Annotated in this window: 12 protein-coding genes; 9 read left to right on the top strand and 3 right to left on the bottom strand. The window is 67.5% G+C overall.

The features are described 5' to 3' along the window. Window positions 1–158 precede the first annotated feature (158 nt). On the bottom strand, window positions 159–1,028 hold the full coding sequence (locus AC1REK_RS26065) for an HpcH/HpaI aldolase/citrate lyase family protein (protein WP_327522953.1): 870 nt from the start codon (window positions 1,026–1,028) through the stop codon (window positions 159–161). 84 nt (window positions 1,029–1,112) lie between these two features. Here AC1REK_RS26065 and AC1REK_RS26060 point away from each other — a divergent pair, with 84 nt between their 5' ends. The 6 genes from AC1REK_RS26060 (at window position 1,113) to AC1REK_RS26035 (ending at window position 7,600) form a co-directional block, all read left to right on the top strand. Beyond that, window positions 1,113–2,825: a serine/threonine dehydratase gene (locus AC1REK_RS26060; RefSeq protein WP_492270013.1), complete on the top strand. Its 1,713-nt coding sequence runs from the start codon at window positions 1,113–1,115 to the stop codon at window positions 2,823–2,825. 72 nt (window positions 2,826–2,897) lie between these two features. Beyond that, the gene (locus tag AC1REK_RS26055; RefSeq protein WP_492270012.1) at window positions 2,898–3,986 is read left to right on the top strand and encodes a MaoC family dehydratase; all 1,089 of its coding nucleotides are present in this window, start codon (window positions 2,898–2,900) and stop codon (window positions 3,984–3,986) included. 173 nt (window positions 3,987–4,159) lie between these two features. After that, a complete protein-coding gene (gene sdhC / locus AC1REK_RS26050; protein ID WP_390893330.1) occupies window positions 4,160–4,561 on the top strand; it encodes a succinate dehydrogenase, cytochrome b556 subunit in 402 nt (133 codons plus the stop codon). Window positions 4,562–4,571: 10 nt separating this feature from the next. Further along, window positions 4,572–4,964 carry a succinate dehydrogenase, hydrophobic membrane anchor protein gene (sdhD, locus tag AC1REK_RS26045; RefSeq protein WP_316018321.1) on the top strand — a complete coding sequence of 131 codons (393 nt, stop codon included), beginning with the start codon at window positions 4,572–4,574 and terminating at the stop codon, window positions 4,962–4,964. Window positions 4,965–4,967: 3 nt separating this feature from the next. Then, on the top strand, window positions 4,968–6,800 hold the full coding sequence (sdhA, locus tag AC1REK_RS26040; protein ID WP_316018322.1) for a succinate dehydrogenase flavoprotein subunit: 1,833 nt from the start codon (window positions 4,968–4,970) through the stop codon (window positions 6,798–6,800). Window positions 6,801–6,814: 14 nt separating this feature from the next. Continuing rightward, window positions 6,815–7,600 carry a succinate dehydrogenase iron-sulfur subunit gene (locus tag AC1REK_RS26035; RefSeq protein WP_066479300.1) on the top strand — a complete coding sequence of 262 codons (786 nt, stop codon included), beginning with the start codon at window positions 6,815–6,817 and terminating at the stop codon, window positions 7,598–7,600. 130 nt (window positions 7,601–7,730) lie between these two features. Here AC1REK_RS26035 and AC1REK_RS26030 read toward each other — a convergent pair whose 3' ends face one another. Continuing rightward, entirely contained in the window at window positions 7,731–8,972 is a 1,242-nt protein-coding gene (locus tag AC1REK_RS26030; RefSeq protein ID WP_492270011.1) for an NAD(P)/FAD-dependent oxidoreductase, read from the bottom strand. Next, the gene (locus AC1REK_RS26025; protein ID WP_492270010.1) at window positions 8,969–9,685 is read right to left on the bottom strand and encodes a glutamine amidotransferase; all 717 of its coding nucleotides are present in this window, start codon (window positions 9,683–9,685) and stop codon (window positions 8,969–8,971) included. Before AC1REK_RS26025 ends, AC1REK_RS26030 begins: the two co-directional genes overlap by 4 nt. Here AC1REK_RS26025 and AC1REK_RS26020 point away from each other — a divergent pair. The 3 genes from AC1REK_RS26020 to AC1REK_RS26010 are packed head-to-tail and all read left to right on the top strand — an operon-like array spanning window position 9,659 to window position 15,032. Continuing rightward, window positions 9,659–10,657, top strand: a complete 999-nt coding sequence (locus AC1REK_RS26020; protein ID WP_492273830.1) for a TetR/AcrR family transcriptional regulator — start codon at window positions 9,659–9,661, stop codon at window positions 10,655–10,657. The two genes, AC1REK_RS26025 and AC1REK_RS26020, sit on opposite strands and share 27 nt — an antisense overlap. A gap of 20 nt (window positions 10,658–10,677) precedes the next feature. Continuing rightward, complete coding sequence (locus tag AC1REK_RS26015) at window positions 10,678–11,859, top strand: efflux RND transporter periplasmic adaptor subunit (protein ID WP_492270009.1); 1,182 nt, start codon at window positions 10,678–10,680, stop codon at window positions 11,857–11,859. A gap of 11 nt (window positions 11,860–11,870) precedes the next feature. Continuing rightward, entirely contained in the window at window positions 11,871–15,032 is a 3,162-nt protein-coding gene (locus AC1REK_RS26010) for an efflux RND transporter permease subunit (RefSeq protein ID WP_492270008.1), read from the top strand. Window positions 15,033–15,059 lie beyond the last annotated feature (27 nt).

Genomic DNA, 15,059 nt, shown 5'->3' with positions numbered 1-15,059 from the left:
ATAGATTGGTTAAACGCCAATTAAAGCCCGGGTTTCCAGTATGGATTACATTGCAACCCGGCCGCAGTTTAAATTTTAACGGCGTATAACTGTAGGTAAAGTCGACGCCGGCCCTGCACAGGTCGACCGTGCAGGCCCTGGGGCCGGCGCAGGCGCGTTCAGATCGCTTCGGCGAGCGCGACGACCCGGCGCGCCATCTCGGCGTGCAGGCGCTCGACCATGCGACCATCGAGCTGGATCGCGCCCTTGTCGGCGTTCTCGGGCTGCTCGAAGGCCGCGATCACCGCACGGGCCCGTACGAGTTCGGCTTCCTCTGGCGCGAAGATCGCGTTGGCGGTCGCGACCTGGCCGGGATGGATCAGCGTCTTGCCGTCGAAGCCGAGATCGCGGCCCTGCTCGCACTCGGCCCGGAAACCGGGCTCGTCCTTGAGGTCGTTGTAGACGCCGTCGATCACGTCGAGGCCGTGGGCGCGCGCCGCCAGGATCGCGGTGGTCAGCCAGGGCAGCATCGGCGCCCGGCCGGGCACGAAGCGGGCGCGGGTCTCCTTGGCGAGGTCGTTGGTGCCGAGGACGAAACAGGCAAGCCGGGTGCTGGCCTCGTGCGCCGCGCGGGCGATGCGCTCGCAGTCGAGAATGGCGAGCGGCGTCTCGATCATCGCCCAGACACGGGTCTCGGGCTTGGCCCAGAGGCCGGTGAGCCGGTGGCCGATCTCGGCCAGGGTCTCGGGCGAGGAGACCTTCGGAATCAGGATCGCGTCCGGGCCGGCCTCGGCGGCAGCGGCGAGATCGGCATCGAACCAGGGGGTGTCGAGACCGTTGGTGCGGATCACCAGCTCGCGCCTGCCATAGCCGCCGGCCTTTACGGCGTCGCAGACCTGGTTGCGGGCGAGGTCCTTGGCATCCGGAGCGACGGCGTCCTCGAGATCGAGGATCAGGGCGTCGGCCGCGATCTCGCGGGCCTTTTCCAGGGCGCGCGCATTGGAACCGGGCATGTAGAGTACGCTGCGGCGCGGTCGGATAGCGGTCATGGCGACACTCCTGACGGTTCCTGTTGCAGCGCACACTAAACGCTGTGGCGCCGGTACGTCACCCCCGCGGGCGAGGATTCGAGAATGAGCTGGATCGTGGGCGTTGACGGCTGCAAGGGCGGTTGGATCGCAGCCTTATGTGACGTTTCGATCACTGAGCCGCCGATCCTGAGGGTTGTGCCGAACTGGATCGAGCTGATCCGCAATCTGCCGCCGGTTAGCCTAATCGCCGTCGACATGCCGATCGGTCTGCCGGACCGGATCGAAGGCTCCGGGCGCGGCCCGGAGCAGGCAGTGCGCAGCCGGCTGGGCGAACGGCAGTCCTCGGTGTTCTCGATCCCTTCGCGCGGCGCGGTCCATGCGGCCGATTACGCCGACGCCTGCCGCGCCGCGCTCGCGACCTCTAACCCGCCACGCAAGGTCTCGCAGCAGGGCTTCCACCTGTTCCCGAAGATCCGCGAGATCGACGCCTTCCTGCGGGCGGAGCCGGAATGGCGCGAGTGCATCTTCGAGACGCATCCTGAACTCGCCTTCGCGACGATACGCGGCGCGCCGCTCGCGCACCCCAAGAAGATCAGGGGGACGATCAATCCCGCGGGAATGACTGAGCGGCGCGCCCTGCTGCTGGCGGCCGGCCTGCCAGAGACCTGCCTGACCGCATCGCCGCCACGCGGCGCTGCGGCGGACGACGCGCTCGATGCGCTGGCGGCGCTGGTCGTCGCCGGGCACATCGCCGCCGGGCGCGGAAAGCCCTTCCCCGATCCGCCGGGACGCGATAGCCACGGTCTTCCCATCGCGATCTGGAGTTTCGTGCCGGATCGGCCCGCCTCGCAGGAACCCGCCATGTCTGACCAGCCCGTGCCCCGCCAGATGATCGAAGCCGCGGCCGAGCGCATCGCCGGCCATGCCCGCACCACGCCGGTGATGCGGCTCGGCACCGGCGCCTTCGGCTCGCGCGCCGATGTCTCGCTGAAGCTCGAATGCCTGCAGCATGCCGGTTCGTTCAAGACGCGCGGCGCCTTCAACAACCTGCTTTCGCTCGATGTGCCGGCCGCCGGGGTGGCAGCCGCCTCGGGCGGCAATCACGGCGCGGCGGTGGCCTATGCCGCCGGCAAGCGCGGCGTGAAGGCGACGATCTTCGTGCCGGAGATCTCGCCCGCGGCGAAGATCGAGGCGATCCGGCGCTTCGGCGCCGATGTCCGCATCGGCGGCGCGCAATTTGACGACGCCCAGGCGGCCTGTGACAAGTTCGTCGCCGAGACCGGCGCGCTCAAGATCCATCCCTTCTCGGCCAAGGAGACCATCGCCGGCCAGGGCACGCTCGGCCGCGAATGGCACAGGCAGGAGCCCGATCTCGACACTGTGCTGGTCGCGGTCGGCGGCGGCGGGCTGATCTCGGGCATCGCCGGCTGGTTCGCTGGCACCAACGTCAAGGTCGTCGGCGTCGAGCCGGAAGGCTCGCGGGCACTGCAGGCAGCGCTGGAGGCCAAGGCGCCGGTGACGGTGACCGTCGCTTCGGTGGCGGCGGATTCGCTCGGCGCGCGCAATGTCGGTCAGCTCGTCTACGATGTCAGCAAGGACACGGTCGACCATGTCGCCCTGGTGCCGGATGCGGCGATCACCGAGGCGCAGCGCGTGCTCTGGCGCGATTTCCGTCTTGCGGTCGAGCCCGGGGGAGCGGCGGCGCTCGGCGCGCTTCTCAGTGGCGCCTACAAGCCCATGCCCGGCGAGCGGCTCGGCGTCTTGGTCTGCGGCGCCAATGTCGACCTGATGAAGCTCGCCGAGCTGACGGCCTGAGCGGCCGCGGCAGGCTGGACGGCGCCATCCGCTGCGTTGCACAATCGGTTCCAACCGTTCCGGGAGGAATTCATGGCGGATATGTCGACGGCCGATGCCGGCAGAAGCACTGTGGCCAAGACCAGCCCCGGCCGTTTCTTCGAGGATTTCCGGCTGGGCGAGACGATCGTCCATGCGACGCCGCGTACCGTCACGAGCGGCGATGTCACGCTCTATACCGCGCTTTACGGCTCGCGTTTCGCGGTGCAGTCGTCGGACGCCTTCGCCAAGGCGATCGGCTATCCCGGGGCGCCGGTCGACGATCTCCTCGTTTTCCACATCGTCTTCGGCAAGACGGTGCCGGACATCTCGATCAATGCGGTCGCCAATCTCGGCTATGCCGATGGGCGCTTTCTGAAGTCGGTCTATCCCGGCGACACGTTGTCTGCGACCTCTGAGGTCATTGGGCTCAAGCAGACCTCGGGCGGCGATTCCGGCATCGTCTATGTCCGCTCGATCGGCCGCAACCAGCATGGCGAGATCGTACTGAGCTATGCCCGCTGGGTGCTGGTGCGCAAGCGTAGCCCCGGCACGCCGGCGGCGTTCGAGCTCGTTCCAGAGCTGCCCAAGGCGGTGCTACCGGAAGCCTTGGGCGAGAGTTGCCCGGCGCTGGCGCTCGCCGGCTACGATGACGGGCTCGCCGGCTCGCCTTTTCGATGGGGCGACTACCAGGCGGGCGAACGCATCGACCATGTCGACGGCATGACCGTCGAGGAGGCCGAGCACCAGATCGCGACGCGGCTCTACCAGAACACCGCCAAGGTGCATTTCGACGGCTATGGCGCGCGCGAGACCCGTTTCGGCAAGCGCCTGATCTATGGCGGCCATGTCATCAGCCTGGCGCGGGCGCTGTCCTTCAATGGACTCGGCAACGCCTTCCATATTGCCGCGATCAATGCCGGCCGGCATGTCGCACCGCTGTTTTCGGGCGACACGGTCTATGCCTGGAGCGAGGTGCTGGAGGCGGCCGAACTGCCGGGACGCGAGGATGTCGGTGCGCTGCGCCTGCGTCTCGTCGCGACCAAGAACCTGCCCTGCAATGAGCTTCCGTTGAAACAGGGCGACCAGTATGCCGAGGGCGTGATCCTCGATTTCGACTACTGGGCGCTGCTGCCGCGTTGAGGCGTGGCAGCGTGCAGGCGCCGGGTCCGCAGGTCGAAGTTACAGAAATGCATTTCTGTAACCTGGCCTTGACGCTATCGCATTGCAGCAGAGATCGGGTTTCGTTAGAGAGCCATACACTCTAGAACGATACCAAGAGATCGTTCGCCTGCGAGCTCGAAGGTTCGGGAGTCATCAACTTGGCCGAGGTCAAACCGGCGGCGCGGCCGCTTTCGCCGCATCTGCAGATCTATCGCTGGTCCTGGACGATGGCGATGTCCGTCGCTCATCGCGCCACCGGGGCGGCGCTCTATGGCGGCACGCTGCTGGTCGCGCTCTGGCTCATTGCGGCCGCTTCCGGCCCCGGCGCCTATGATACCGCGCAAGCGATCGCCGGTTCGGTGCTCGGCCGGCTCGTGCTGTTCGGCTACACCTTCGTGCTGCTCCACCACATGGTCGGTGGCCTGCGCCATTTCATCTGGGACATGGGTCATGGCTACGACCCGCAGACCCGGATGAACCTCGCCAAGTTCAGCGGCCTGGTCTCCGGCATCCTGACCCTGTTGGTCTGGATCGTCGCCTACGCCGTGCGCTGAGGAAACGCCGATGCTCTCCAAATCGTCGATGCGCACCCCGCTCGCCCGCGTCCGCGGCCTCGGCTCGGCCAAGTCCGGCACCGGGCACTTCTGGCTGCAGCGCGTCACCGCCGTCGCCAACGTTCTCCTGACGATCGCCTTCCTGCTCGTCGTGATCTCGCTGATCGGCAAGCCCTATCCGGCCGCCGTCGCGACGCTGGCGAACCCGCTGGTCGCGATCCTGATGCTGCTCTTCGTGGTCTCGGGCGCGGTGCATATGCGCCTCGGCATGCAGGTCATCATCGAGGACTACATCCACAGCGAGGGCCTGAAGATCCTGGCCGTGATGGCCAACACCTTCTTCGCGATCGCGGTCGGCGCCGCCTGCGCCTTCGCATTGCTCAAGCTCTCTTTCGGAGGCTGAACCATGGCGCTCACCCGTGGCCCCTCGCGGCCGGCCTATACCGGCCAGGCCTACCCCATCACCGACCATAGCTTCGACGTCGTCGTCGTCGGCGCCGGCGGCGCGGGCCTGCGTGCCACCGTCGGCTGCTCGCAGGCCGGCCTGCGCACCGCCTGCATCAGCAAGGTCTTCCCGACGCGCTCGCACACCGTCGCGGCCCAGGGCGGCGTCGCGGCCTCGCTCGGCAACATGGGCAAGGACACCTGGCAGTGGCACATGTACGACACCGTCAAGGGGTCGGACTGGCTCGGCGACCAGGATGCGATCGAGTATCTCGTCCGCAACGCGCCGGCTGCCGTCTACGAGCTCGAGCACTGGGGCGTGCCCTTCTCGCGCACCGAGAGCGGCAAGATCTACCAGCGCCCCTTCGGCGGCATGACCACCGAGTTCGGCGAGGGCCCGCCGGCCCAGCGCACCTGCGCCGCCGCCGACCGCACCGGCCACGCCATGCTGCACACGCTCTATGGCCAGGCGCTGCGCTACAACACCGAGTTCTTCATCGAGTATTTCGCCATCGACCTGATCATGGACGATGACGGCCATTGCCGCGGCGTGATCGCGCTCAAGCTCGACGACGGCACGCTGCACCGCTTCCGCTCGCAGCAGACCATCCTGGCGACCGGCGGCTATGGCCGCGCCTATTTCTCGGCGACCTCGGCCCATACCTGCACCGGCGACGGCGGCGGCATGGTGCTGCGCGCCGGCCTGCCGCTGCAGGACATGGAGTTCGTGCAGTTCCACCCGACCGGCATCTACGGCTCGGGCTGCCTGATCACCGAGGGCGCGCGCGGCGAGGGCGGCTACCTCACCAATTCCGAGGGCGAGCGCTTCATGGAGCGCTACGCCCCCTCGGCCAAGGACCTCGCCTCGCGCGACGTCGTCTCACGCTCGATGACCATGGAGATCCGTGGCGGGCGCGGCGTCGGCAAGAACAAGGACCACATCTACCTGCATCTCGACCATCTCGACCCGAAGATCCTGCACGAGCGCCTGCCGGGCATCTCGGAAAGCGCCAAGATCTTCGCCGGCGTCGACGTGACCCGCGAGCCGATCCCGGTGCTGCCGACGGTGCACTACAACATGGGCGGCATCCCGACGAACTTCCACGGCGAGGTCCTGACCAAGGTCGGCGGCGATCCCGATGCCGTTGTGCCGGGCCTGATGGCGATTGGCGAGGCGGCCTGCGTCTCCGTCCACGGCGCCAACCGCCTCGGCTCGAACTCGCTGATCGACCTCGTCGTCTTCGGCCGCGCGGCCGGGCTGCGCTGCGCCGAGACGGTCAAGGCCGGCGAGAAGCAGCCGGAGCTGCAGAAGAACTCGGCCGACCTCTCGCTGTCGCGCCTCGACAAGTACCGCAACGCCAAGGGCGGGACCTCGACCGCCGATCTGCGCGACCGCATGCAGCGGACCATGCAGAACAACTGCGCGGTCTATCGCACCGGCGAGACGCTGGAAGAGGGCCACAAGCTGATCCACGAGGTCTGGGGCGGCATCACCGACATCGCCGTGACCGACCGCTCGCTGATCTGGAACTCGGATCTGATCGAGACGCTGGAGTTCGAGAACCTGATCACCCAGGCCGTGGTGACCATGGATTCGGCCCTGAACCGTCCGGAAAGCCGCGGCGCCCATGCCCGCGAGGACTATCCGAACCGCGACGACAAGGACTGGATGAAGCACACGCTCGCGTGGATCGACGACGAGAAGCGCACCGTCACGCTCGACGACCGTCCGGTGCACACCTACACGCTCTCGAACGACATCGAGTACATCAAGCCCAAGGCGCGGGTGTATTGAGGACGATCTGAACGATGGCCGAATTCAATCTTCCTCAGAACTCCCGCCTGACCGAAGGCAAGGCCTGGCCGAAGCCGGCCGGCGCCAAGAAGGTCACCGAGTTCAAGGTCTATCGCTGGAACCCCGACGACACCGCCAATCCGCGGACCGACACCTATTATGTCGACCGCGAGGATTGCGGGCCGATGGTCCTCGACGCGCTGATCTGGATCAAGAACAAGGTCGACCCGACGCTGACCTTCCGGCGCTCCTGCCGCGAGGGCATCTGCGGTTCCTGCGCCATGAACATGGACGGCAAGAACGGGCTCGCCTGCACCACCGGCATCGACGAGTGCGGTTCCAAGGGGAAGGTCGCGATCTACCCGCTGCCGCACATGCCGGTGGTCAAGGACCTCGTCCCCGACCTCACCCGCTTCTATGCCCAGCACGCCTCGATCGAGCCCTGGCTCAAGACGACGACGCCGGCGCCGGAGAAGGAATGGTCGCAAGCCAAGGACGACCGCGAGAAGCTCGACGGGCTGTATGAGTGCATCCTCTGCGCCTGCTGCTCGACCTCGTGCCCGAGCTACTGGTGGAACGGCGACCGCTATCTCGGCCCGGCCGCGCTGCTGCAGGCCTATCGCTGGCTGATCGACTCGCGTGACGAGGCCACCGGCGAGCGCCTCGACGATCTCGAGGACCCGTTCCGGCTCTATCGCTGCCACACCATCATGAACTGCGCCAACGCCTGCCCGAAGGGGCTCAACCCGGCCAAGGCGATCGCCGAGGTCAAGAAGATGATGGTGGCCCGCCAGGTCTGAGGCGGCGCGAACGCTACCGGTGCTGCCGTCTGACGCGACGACCTGCGCTTCCGGTGCTCAATCAACGCCAGCCTCCGGGCTGGCGTTTTTCATTGGCGCTGTACCCGCGCCTCTTCCAATGATCGGGGCCTTAGCGGATGTACCGCCCCGGTGCGTAGGGCTTCGGGTCGATCGGCGGCGCCTCGCCATTGAGCAGCGCGGCGAGCAATTCGCCGGTCATCGGTCCGGTCGAGAAGCCGAGATGCTGGTTGCCGAAGGCGAGCCAGAGCCCCTGATGCTGGGGCGCGGCGCCGATCATCGGCAGCGAATCCGGCAGGGTCGGCCGGGCCCCGCGCCAGGTCTTGCCGAGGACCGAGCCCAGCGGGAAGGCTTCGCGCGCGCTTTGCGTGACGCTCTCGATCTGGCGCAATTGGTCAGGCGCGTCGCGCAGGCTGAGATCGACGCCGCTGGTGACGCGGTAGCCTTCCTCCATCGGCGTCATGAAATAGGCTGCGTCGACATCGTAGACGGGCCGGCTCAGGCGGGCGCCGTCACCCGCCGCGAAATGGCGATGGTAGCCGCGCTCGACATCGAGCTTCGGATCTAGGCCGAGCGGGCGCAGCAGGTCGGCGCTCCAGGGCCCGAGCGCGATCACGACGTCGCTGGCTTCGTACATGCGCTGCGCGGTCTGGACCCGCCAGAGCGCGCCTTCCCGGCGCAGAGAGCTGGCCTCCTCCCGAATGAGGGTGCCGCCGCGGGCGACGAACAGGGCGGCGTAGCCAGCGGTGACGGCGCCGGGCGAATCGACCGAGCCATTCGCGGCAATGAAGAGCCCGGTCGGAAAGATCGGGTTCAGCGACGGTTCGAGCGCCGAGATGCCCTGCCGGTCGAGGATCTCGGATTCGATGCCATGGGCCTTCAGCAGGTCCTGCTCGGCGCGGGCCGACGCGAGGCCGGCCTCGCTGCGCCAGAGCTTGAGCGTGCCAGTCTCGCGCAGGCGATGGGAGATGCCGGCCTGCTGCATCAGGGCGCGGTGGCGGGTCACAGCCGTCGCGGTCAGCCCGTCCATCGCCGCGATCCGGGCTGCGGCCTGCGACGCACGCCCTTCCCAGAGGAAGCGCAGCATCCAGCCCGGACTGGTGACCGCGCGCCGCCAGTCGAGATGCAGGGCCGGATGGCGGTTGCCGAGATAGCCCGGAAGCTTGGCGTAGAGCCCGGGATTGTTGAGCGGCACCAGCGAGGAGCGGCCGATCACGCCGGCATTGCCATAGGAGGTTTCGCGGCCGGGCTCGCGCCGGTCGATCAGGGTGACGGCGAAGCCGCGCTGCTGCAGCGCGAGCGCGCAGGAGACGCCGACGATGCCGGCGCCGAGGACGAGGATGGTGCGGCTCACGCGGTCTGGCCTGTGCTGGTTGTCGGCTGCTTCAGCCAGTGATCGAGGAAGGCGTCGAGCCAGCTGCGGACGGCCGGGTCGTACTGGTACCAGCCGTCGAGATGCTGCTGGCGCAGCTGCGCACCGGGCATCAGCGTGCGCTCATGACCGCGCACCGACCAGCGGCACATCATCGCCGGCGTCACCTCGGGGTGGAACTGGATGCCATAGGCTTGCTCGCCGGCGCGGATCGCCTGGACCGGGAAGTCGCCGCCAGTGGCGAGGCATTCGGCGCCGGTCGGGCAGTCGAAGCCCTCACGGTGCCATTGATAGACGGTGTCCGGCCAGGCGAAGCCGGCCGCTTCTGCGTGGCTCCTGCCAGCTTCGGTCTGGTCAAGCCGGTAGTATCCGACCTCGGCGCGGCCCTGCGGATGGGTGTAGACCGTGCCGCCGAGATGCCGGGTCAGCATCTGGGCTCCCAGGCAGATGCCGAGAAAGGGTGCCTGTTCCTTGAGGCAGACCCCGATCCAGTCGATCTCGGCCTTGACGAAATCGTCGGGGTCGTTGGCGCTCATCGGGCCGCCGAAGATCACCGCTCCGGCATGCTCCTGCATGGTCTGCGGCAGCGGCTCGCCGAAGCGCGGCTTGCGGATGTCGAGCGCGTATCCGCGCTCCATCAGGAGGCGGCCGACGCGGCCGGCCGTGGAATGCTCCTGATGCAGCACGATCAGCACAGGTTTCCGCGGCGGAGGCAGACGGTCGAGGCGCGTGCGAAGCCGGCGCCGGTATGGAAAACGAAAGGACTGGTCGTTCATCGCGGCGGTCGGTTGCGCCCCCGGAACTCTCGGCATGCCTGCTGGCGACAGATGATGCGGGCAGGGGCCGCCATCGGCAAGCGGATTGTCGGGCTCGGCAGGTATGGCGGCGCCCCGCATCGTGCATACTTCATGCAATCTGGTGAACCCATTTACCAGAAATGCAACCGGTGGCCGTATTCCGCATTGACAGCCGAGCCGGCTTCAGGCAATGAGAATGAACGTTCATTCTCATTGCTTGGCCGAACCTTGTCGCACGCAGCAGACCAGCACCAGGCCGAGCGCGGCCTCTCCGATCGCCATATCCGCATTCTCGATGCGGCGGAGCAGGTCTTCGCGCGCTCCGGATTCCATGCCGCGACGATGAACGACGTCGCTCTCGAGGCCGGGATGAGCCCCGGCAATCTCTATCGCTATTTCCCCTCGAAGGACGCGATCGTCGCGGGCATCGCCGAGCGCGACCGCAGCGAGATCGCCGCCGATTTTGCCGGGCTCGATCCGCAGAAGGGCGGCTTGCTCGACCAGTTGGAGGAGCTTGGTCGTTTCCATCTCGTGCACAAGCCGCGCGAGAAGGCGATCATCGCCCTGCAAATCTGGGCGGAGGCTGCCCGCAATCCGCAGATGGCGCAGATGTGCGCCGGCATCGACGGCACGGTCGAGCAGGGGCTGACTGAGGCAGTCGCGGTCGCCCGCGAGAATGGCGAGCTGCCTGCCAATCTCGATCAAGCGCGCTTCCTGCAGGCGATCTTCATGATGGCCGACGGCTTCTTCTGCCGGCGTGCCGTCGATCCCGAATTCGACGCCGCCGCCGGTGCCGAGACCCTTTTCGCCGCGATGCGCGGGCTGGCAGCGGTGATGCTGCTGCCGCCGGCCGCGGACGATCAACCATGAACGCGCAAAGAGCCGCACCCATGCCTGTCACCCACAAGAGCCTCGTCGCCCTGTCGTTCCTCGCTCTCGCCGGCCTGCCCACGGCTGGTATGGCACAGGGAACGGCTGCCGCCGCCGTTCAGCAGCCCAGCGCCGGTCCGGCGATCACCGTTACCTCGGCCAAGCGCGGCGAGATCGTCCAGAGCGTCGTCGTCTCCGGCTCGATGATCGCCCGCGACGAGATCATGGTCGCGCCCGAGATCGATGGCTTCGTGATCACCGAACTGCTGGCGGAGGAGGGCGAGCGCGTCGTCGCCGGCCAGGTGCTGGCGCGACTGTCTCGCACCACGCTCGACGTCCAGCGCAGCCAGAACGACGCGCAGATCCAGCGCGCCGAGGCGGGCGTCGACCAGGCCAAGGCGCAGATCGTCGAGGCCGAGGCCAATCTGGTGCAAGCCAACAACGCCTTCGACCGGACGAAGTCGCTGCGCGACACCGGCAATGCCAGCGTCGAGACCTATGATCTGCGCGCCACGGCCGCCCGGGCGGCGCAGGCGCGGTTGAACTCGGCCAAGCAGAACCTTGCGATCATGACCGCCGACCTCGCTTTGGCGAAAGCCCAGGGCAAGGACATCGACGTCAAGCTGGCGCGCACCGAGATCAAGACGCCGAAGGCCGGTATCGTCAGCCGCCGCAATGCCCGTCTTGGGGCGATGGCGACGATGGCGGCGGCCGAGCCGCTGTTCAAGGTCATCGCGGACGGTGCCGTCGAGCTCGAGGCGGAGGTCGCCGAGGTCGAGATTCCTAGCCTGAAGCACGGCCAGAAAGTGGCGGTGACGCCGGCCGGGGCGACGCAGGCACTGGAAGGCGAGATCCGCCTGATCGCGCCGGAGGTCGACAAGGCCTCGCGGCTCGGACGGGTGCGCATCGCGCTCAAGGGCAATCCGCCGGTGGCGATCGGCTCCTTCGCCCGCGGCGTCATCGAGACCGGCCGCAAGAACAATGTGGTCCTGCCGCTTTCGGCGATCACCTATACGCGCGTCGGCGCGACCGTGCAGGCGGTCAAGGACGGCAAGGTCGCGACCAAGAAGGTCGAGCTCGGGCTGATCGGCGACGGGCGCGCCGAGATCGTCTCGGGCCTCGCCGAAGGCGAGAGCGTGGTCGCCCGCGCCGGCACTTTCGTGCGCGACGGTGACGTGATCACCCCGGTCATGACGAACTGACGGGGCCGGCGATGAACTTCAATTTCTCAGCCTGGTCGATCCGCAAGCCGGTTCCCTCGATCCTGCTCTTCGTCGTGCTGTGCGTGCTCGGCCTGCTCTCGTTCTCGAAGCTGCCTGTGACGCGCTTCCCGAACATCGACGTGCCGCTCGTCTCGGTGACGGTGACGCAGTCCGGCGCTGCGCCGGCCGAGCTCGAAAGCCAGGTCAGCAAGCGCGTCGAGGACGCGGTCGCCAACATCACCGGCGTCAAGCATGTGATGTCGACGCTGACCGACGGGTCTTCGTCGACGATCATCGAGTTCCGGCTCGAGACCAACACCGACCGGGCGGTCAACGACGTCAAGGATGCGATCGCCAAGATCAGGGCCGATCTGCCGCGGCAGATCGACGAGCCGGTGATCCAGCGCATCGACGTCGAGGGTCAGTCGATCCTGACCTATGGCGCAGCCTCTGCCGGCATGACGCTGGAGCAGCTCTCCTGGCATGTCGACGATGTCGTCGCGCGTGAACTGCAGGGGCTGAAGGGCGTCGGCCGGGTCGAGCGCTATGGCGGCGTCGACCGCGAAATCAGGATCTCGCTCGATCCCGACCGGCTCCTGGCGCTCGGCACCACGGCGGGCGAGGTCAATCGCCAGATCCGCGCGACCAATGTCGACCTCGCGGGCGGTCGCGGCGAGGTCGGCGGCCAGGAGCAGGCGATCCGTACGCTTGCCGGCGCGCGCACCGTCGCCGAGCTCGCCGAAAGCAAGATCCAGCTCACCGGCGGCCGCGAGGTTCGCCTGAAGGAGCTCGGCCGCGTCGAGGATTCGAATTCCGAACCGCGTGCCTTCGGCCGTCTCGACAAGCAGCCGGTGGTCTCCTTCGCGGTGTTCCGCTCGAAGGGATCGAGCGAGCTCTCGGTCAAGGACGTGGTCGCGGCCAAGATCGACGAGCTCAACAAGCGCTATCCCGACATCGCGCTGAAGCCGATCGACGACGCCGTCGCCTACACCCATGGCAACTACAAGGCGGCGATGGAGACGCTGCTGGAAGGTGCGGCGCTCGCCGTGCTGGTCGTCTTCCTGTTCCTGCGCAACTGGCGGGCGACGCTGATCACCGCGGTCGCGCTGCCGCTTTCGGCGATCCCGACCTTCTGGGCGATGGAGATGATGGGCTTCTCGCTCAATCTCGTCAGCCTGCTCGGTATCACGCTGGTGACCGGCATCCTGGTCGACGACGCCATCGTCGAGATCGAGAACATCGTCCGGCACATGAAGATGGGCAAATCGCCCTATCGCGCCGCGATGGAGGCGGCCGACGAAATCGGCCTCGCCGTCATCGCGATCACGCTGACCATTGTCGCGATCTTCGCGCCGGTCTCCTTCATGGGCGGCGTCGCCGGGCAGTACTTCCGCCAGTTCGGGCTCACGGTCGCGGTCGCGGTGCTGTTCTCGCTCTTGGTGGCGCGGCTGATCACGCCGATGATGGCGGCCTATCTGATGCGGCCGGTGGACCATCAGGAGCCCAAGGACGGCTTCGTGATGCGCGGCTATGTCGGGCTGCTCAAGGCGACGCTGAAGATCCGCTACCTCACGCTGGTGATCGGCTTCGTCTTCCTATGGGGCTCGATCCAGGCGACCGCGCTGCTGCCCACGGGCTTCATCCCGGAGGAGGATACCGCGCGCGTCGTCGCATCAGTCGAACTGCCGCCCGGCTCGACGCTCGAGGACACCCGCATCACCAGCGACAAGATCGTCGACAAGCTGCGCGAGATCCCCGAGGTGACCCGGGTCTTCGTTCTCGGCGGGGCGTCGCCGACCGGCCAGCGTGAGGTCCGCCGCGCCGCGGTCTTCATCATGCTGCAGCCGAAGGCCGAGCGCTCGATCCCGCAAAAGGAGCTCAAGGTCACGATCGCCGAGAAGCTCGCCTCGGTGCCCGATGTCCGCGCCTGGTATGTCAACGAGCGCGGCGAGCGCGAGATGGCGTTCTCGATCCTCTCCAAGGATGGCGACGCGCTCGACGAGGCGGTGGCCCGGATCGAGGCGCGCATGCGCAAGGTCGACGGTTATCTCAACGTCGCGACCGCAGGCTCGCTGAGCCGGCCGGAGATGCGGGTCACGCCGAAGCTCGAACAGGCCGCCAATCTCGGCGTCACGCCGGAGGCGATCTCGGAGGCGATCCGCGTCGCGACCATCGGTGACATCGGCGCCAATCTCGCCAAGTTCAACGCCGGCGACCGGCTGGTGCCGATCCGCGTCCAGCTCGACGAGCAGGCGCGCACCGACATCCGCAACATCGCGGCGCTGCGCGTCACCAATGTCAACGGCGTCTCGGTGCCCTTGACCGCGGTGGCCGAGATCGGCTTCGGCGAGGGGCCTTCCTCGATCGACCGCTATGACCGCGTCCGCCGCGCCGCGATCGGCGCCGACCTGAAGCGCGGCTTCGAGCTCGGCACGGCGCAGGAGACCTTCAACAAGATCGTCGAGGAGGTCGGCCTGCCCGAGGGTGTGCGGATCGCCGCGACCGGCGATGCCGAGATCCAGGGCGAGGTCGTGCAGGGCTTCATCACGGCGATGACCACCGGGCTGATGCTGGTGCTCGCCGTGCTGATCCTGCTGTTCGGCTCGGTCTTCCAGCCGATCACCATCCTGCTCTCGCTGCCGCTCTCCTTCGGCGGCGTGGTGATCGCGCTGCTCGCGACCAACAACCCGGTCTCGATGCCGGTCTATATCGGCCTGCTGATGCTGATGGGCATCGTCACCAAGAACGCGATCATGCTGGTCGATTTCGCGGTCGAGGAAGTCGGGCGCGGCAAGGATCGGATGACGGCGCTGATCGAGGCCGGCCGCAAGCGCGCGCGGCCGATCGTGATGACGACGATCGCCATGGCGGCCGGCATGCTGCCCTCCGCCTATGGCGTCGGCGATGGCGGCGAGTTCCGCTCGCCGATGGCGATTGCGGTGATCGGCGGCCTGATCGTCTCGACGGTGCTCAGCCTCGTCTTCGTGCCGTCCTTCTACACGGTGATGGACGATCTCGGGCGCCTGCTGGCCTGGGCCTTCGGGCGCTTCTTCAGCAAGGCCGAGGACGAGTCGACCTGGGAGCCGATCCACGATCCCGAGCAGACGCCGGGCGAGGCCAGCGCCAAGGCGATGACCGGAAAGCTCGCGCCGCCGCGACTGGCGGCGGAGTGAGCAATGCCTGCAGGATCGCCGCTCCGG

It is taken from the genome of Allobosea sp. GW823-FHT02B03, assembly GCF_058797755.1.
The sequence above is the reverse complement of the archived record's forward strand: the minus strand, read 5'-3'. Positions and strand labels throughout refer to the sequence as shown.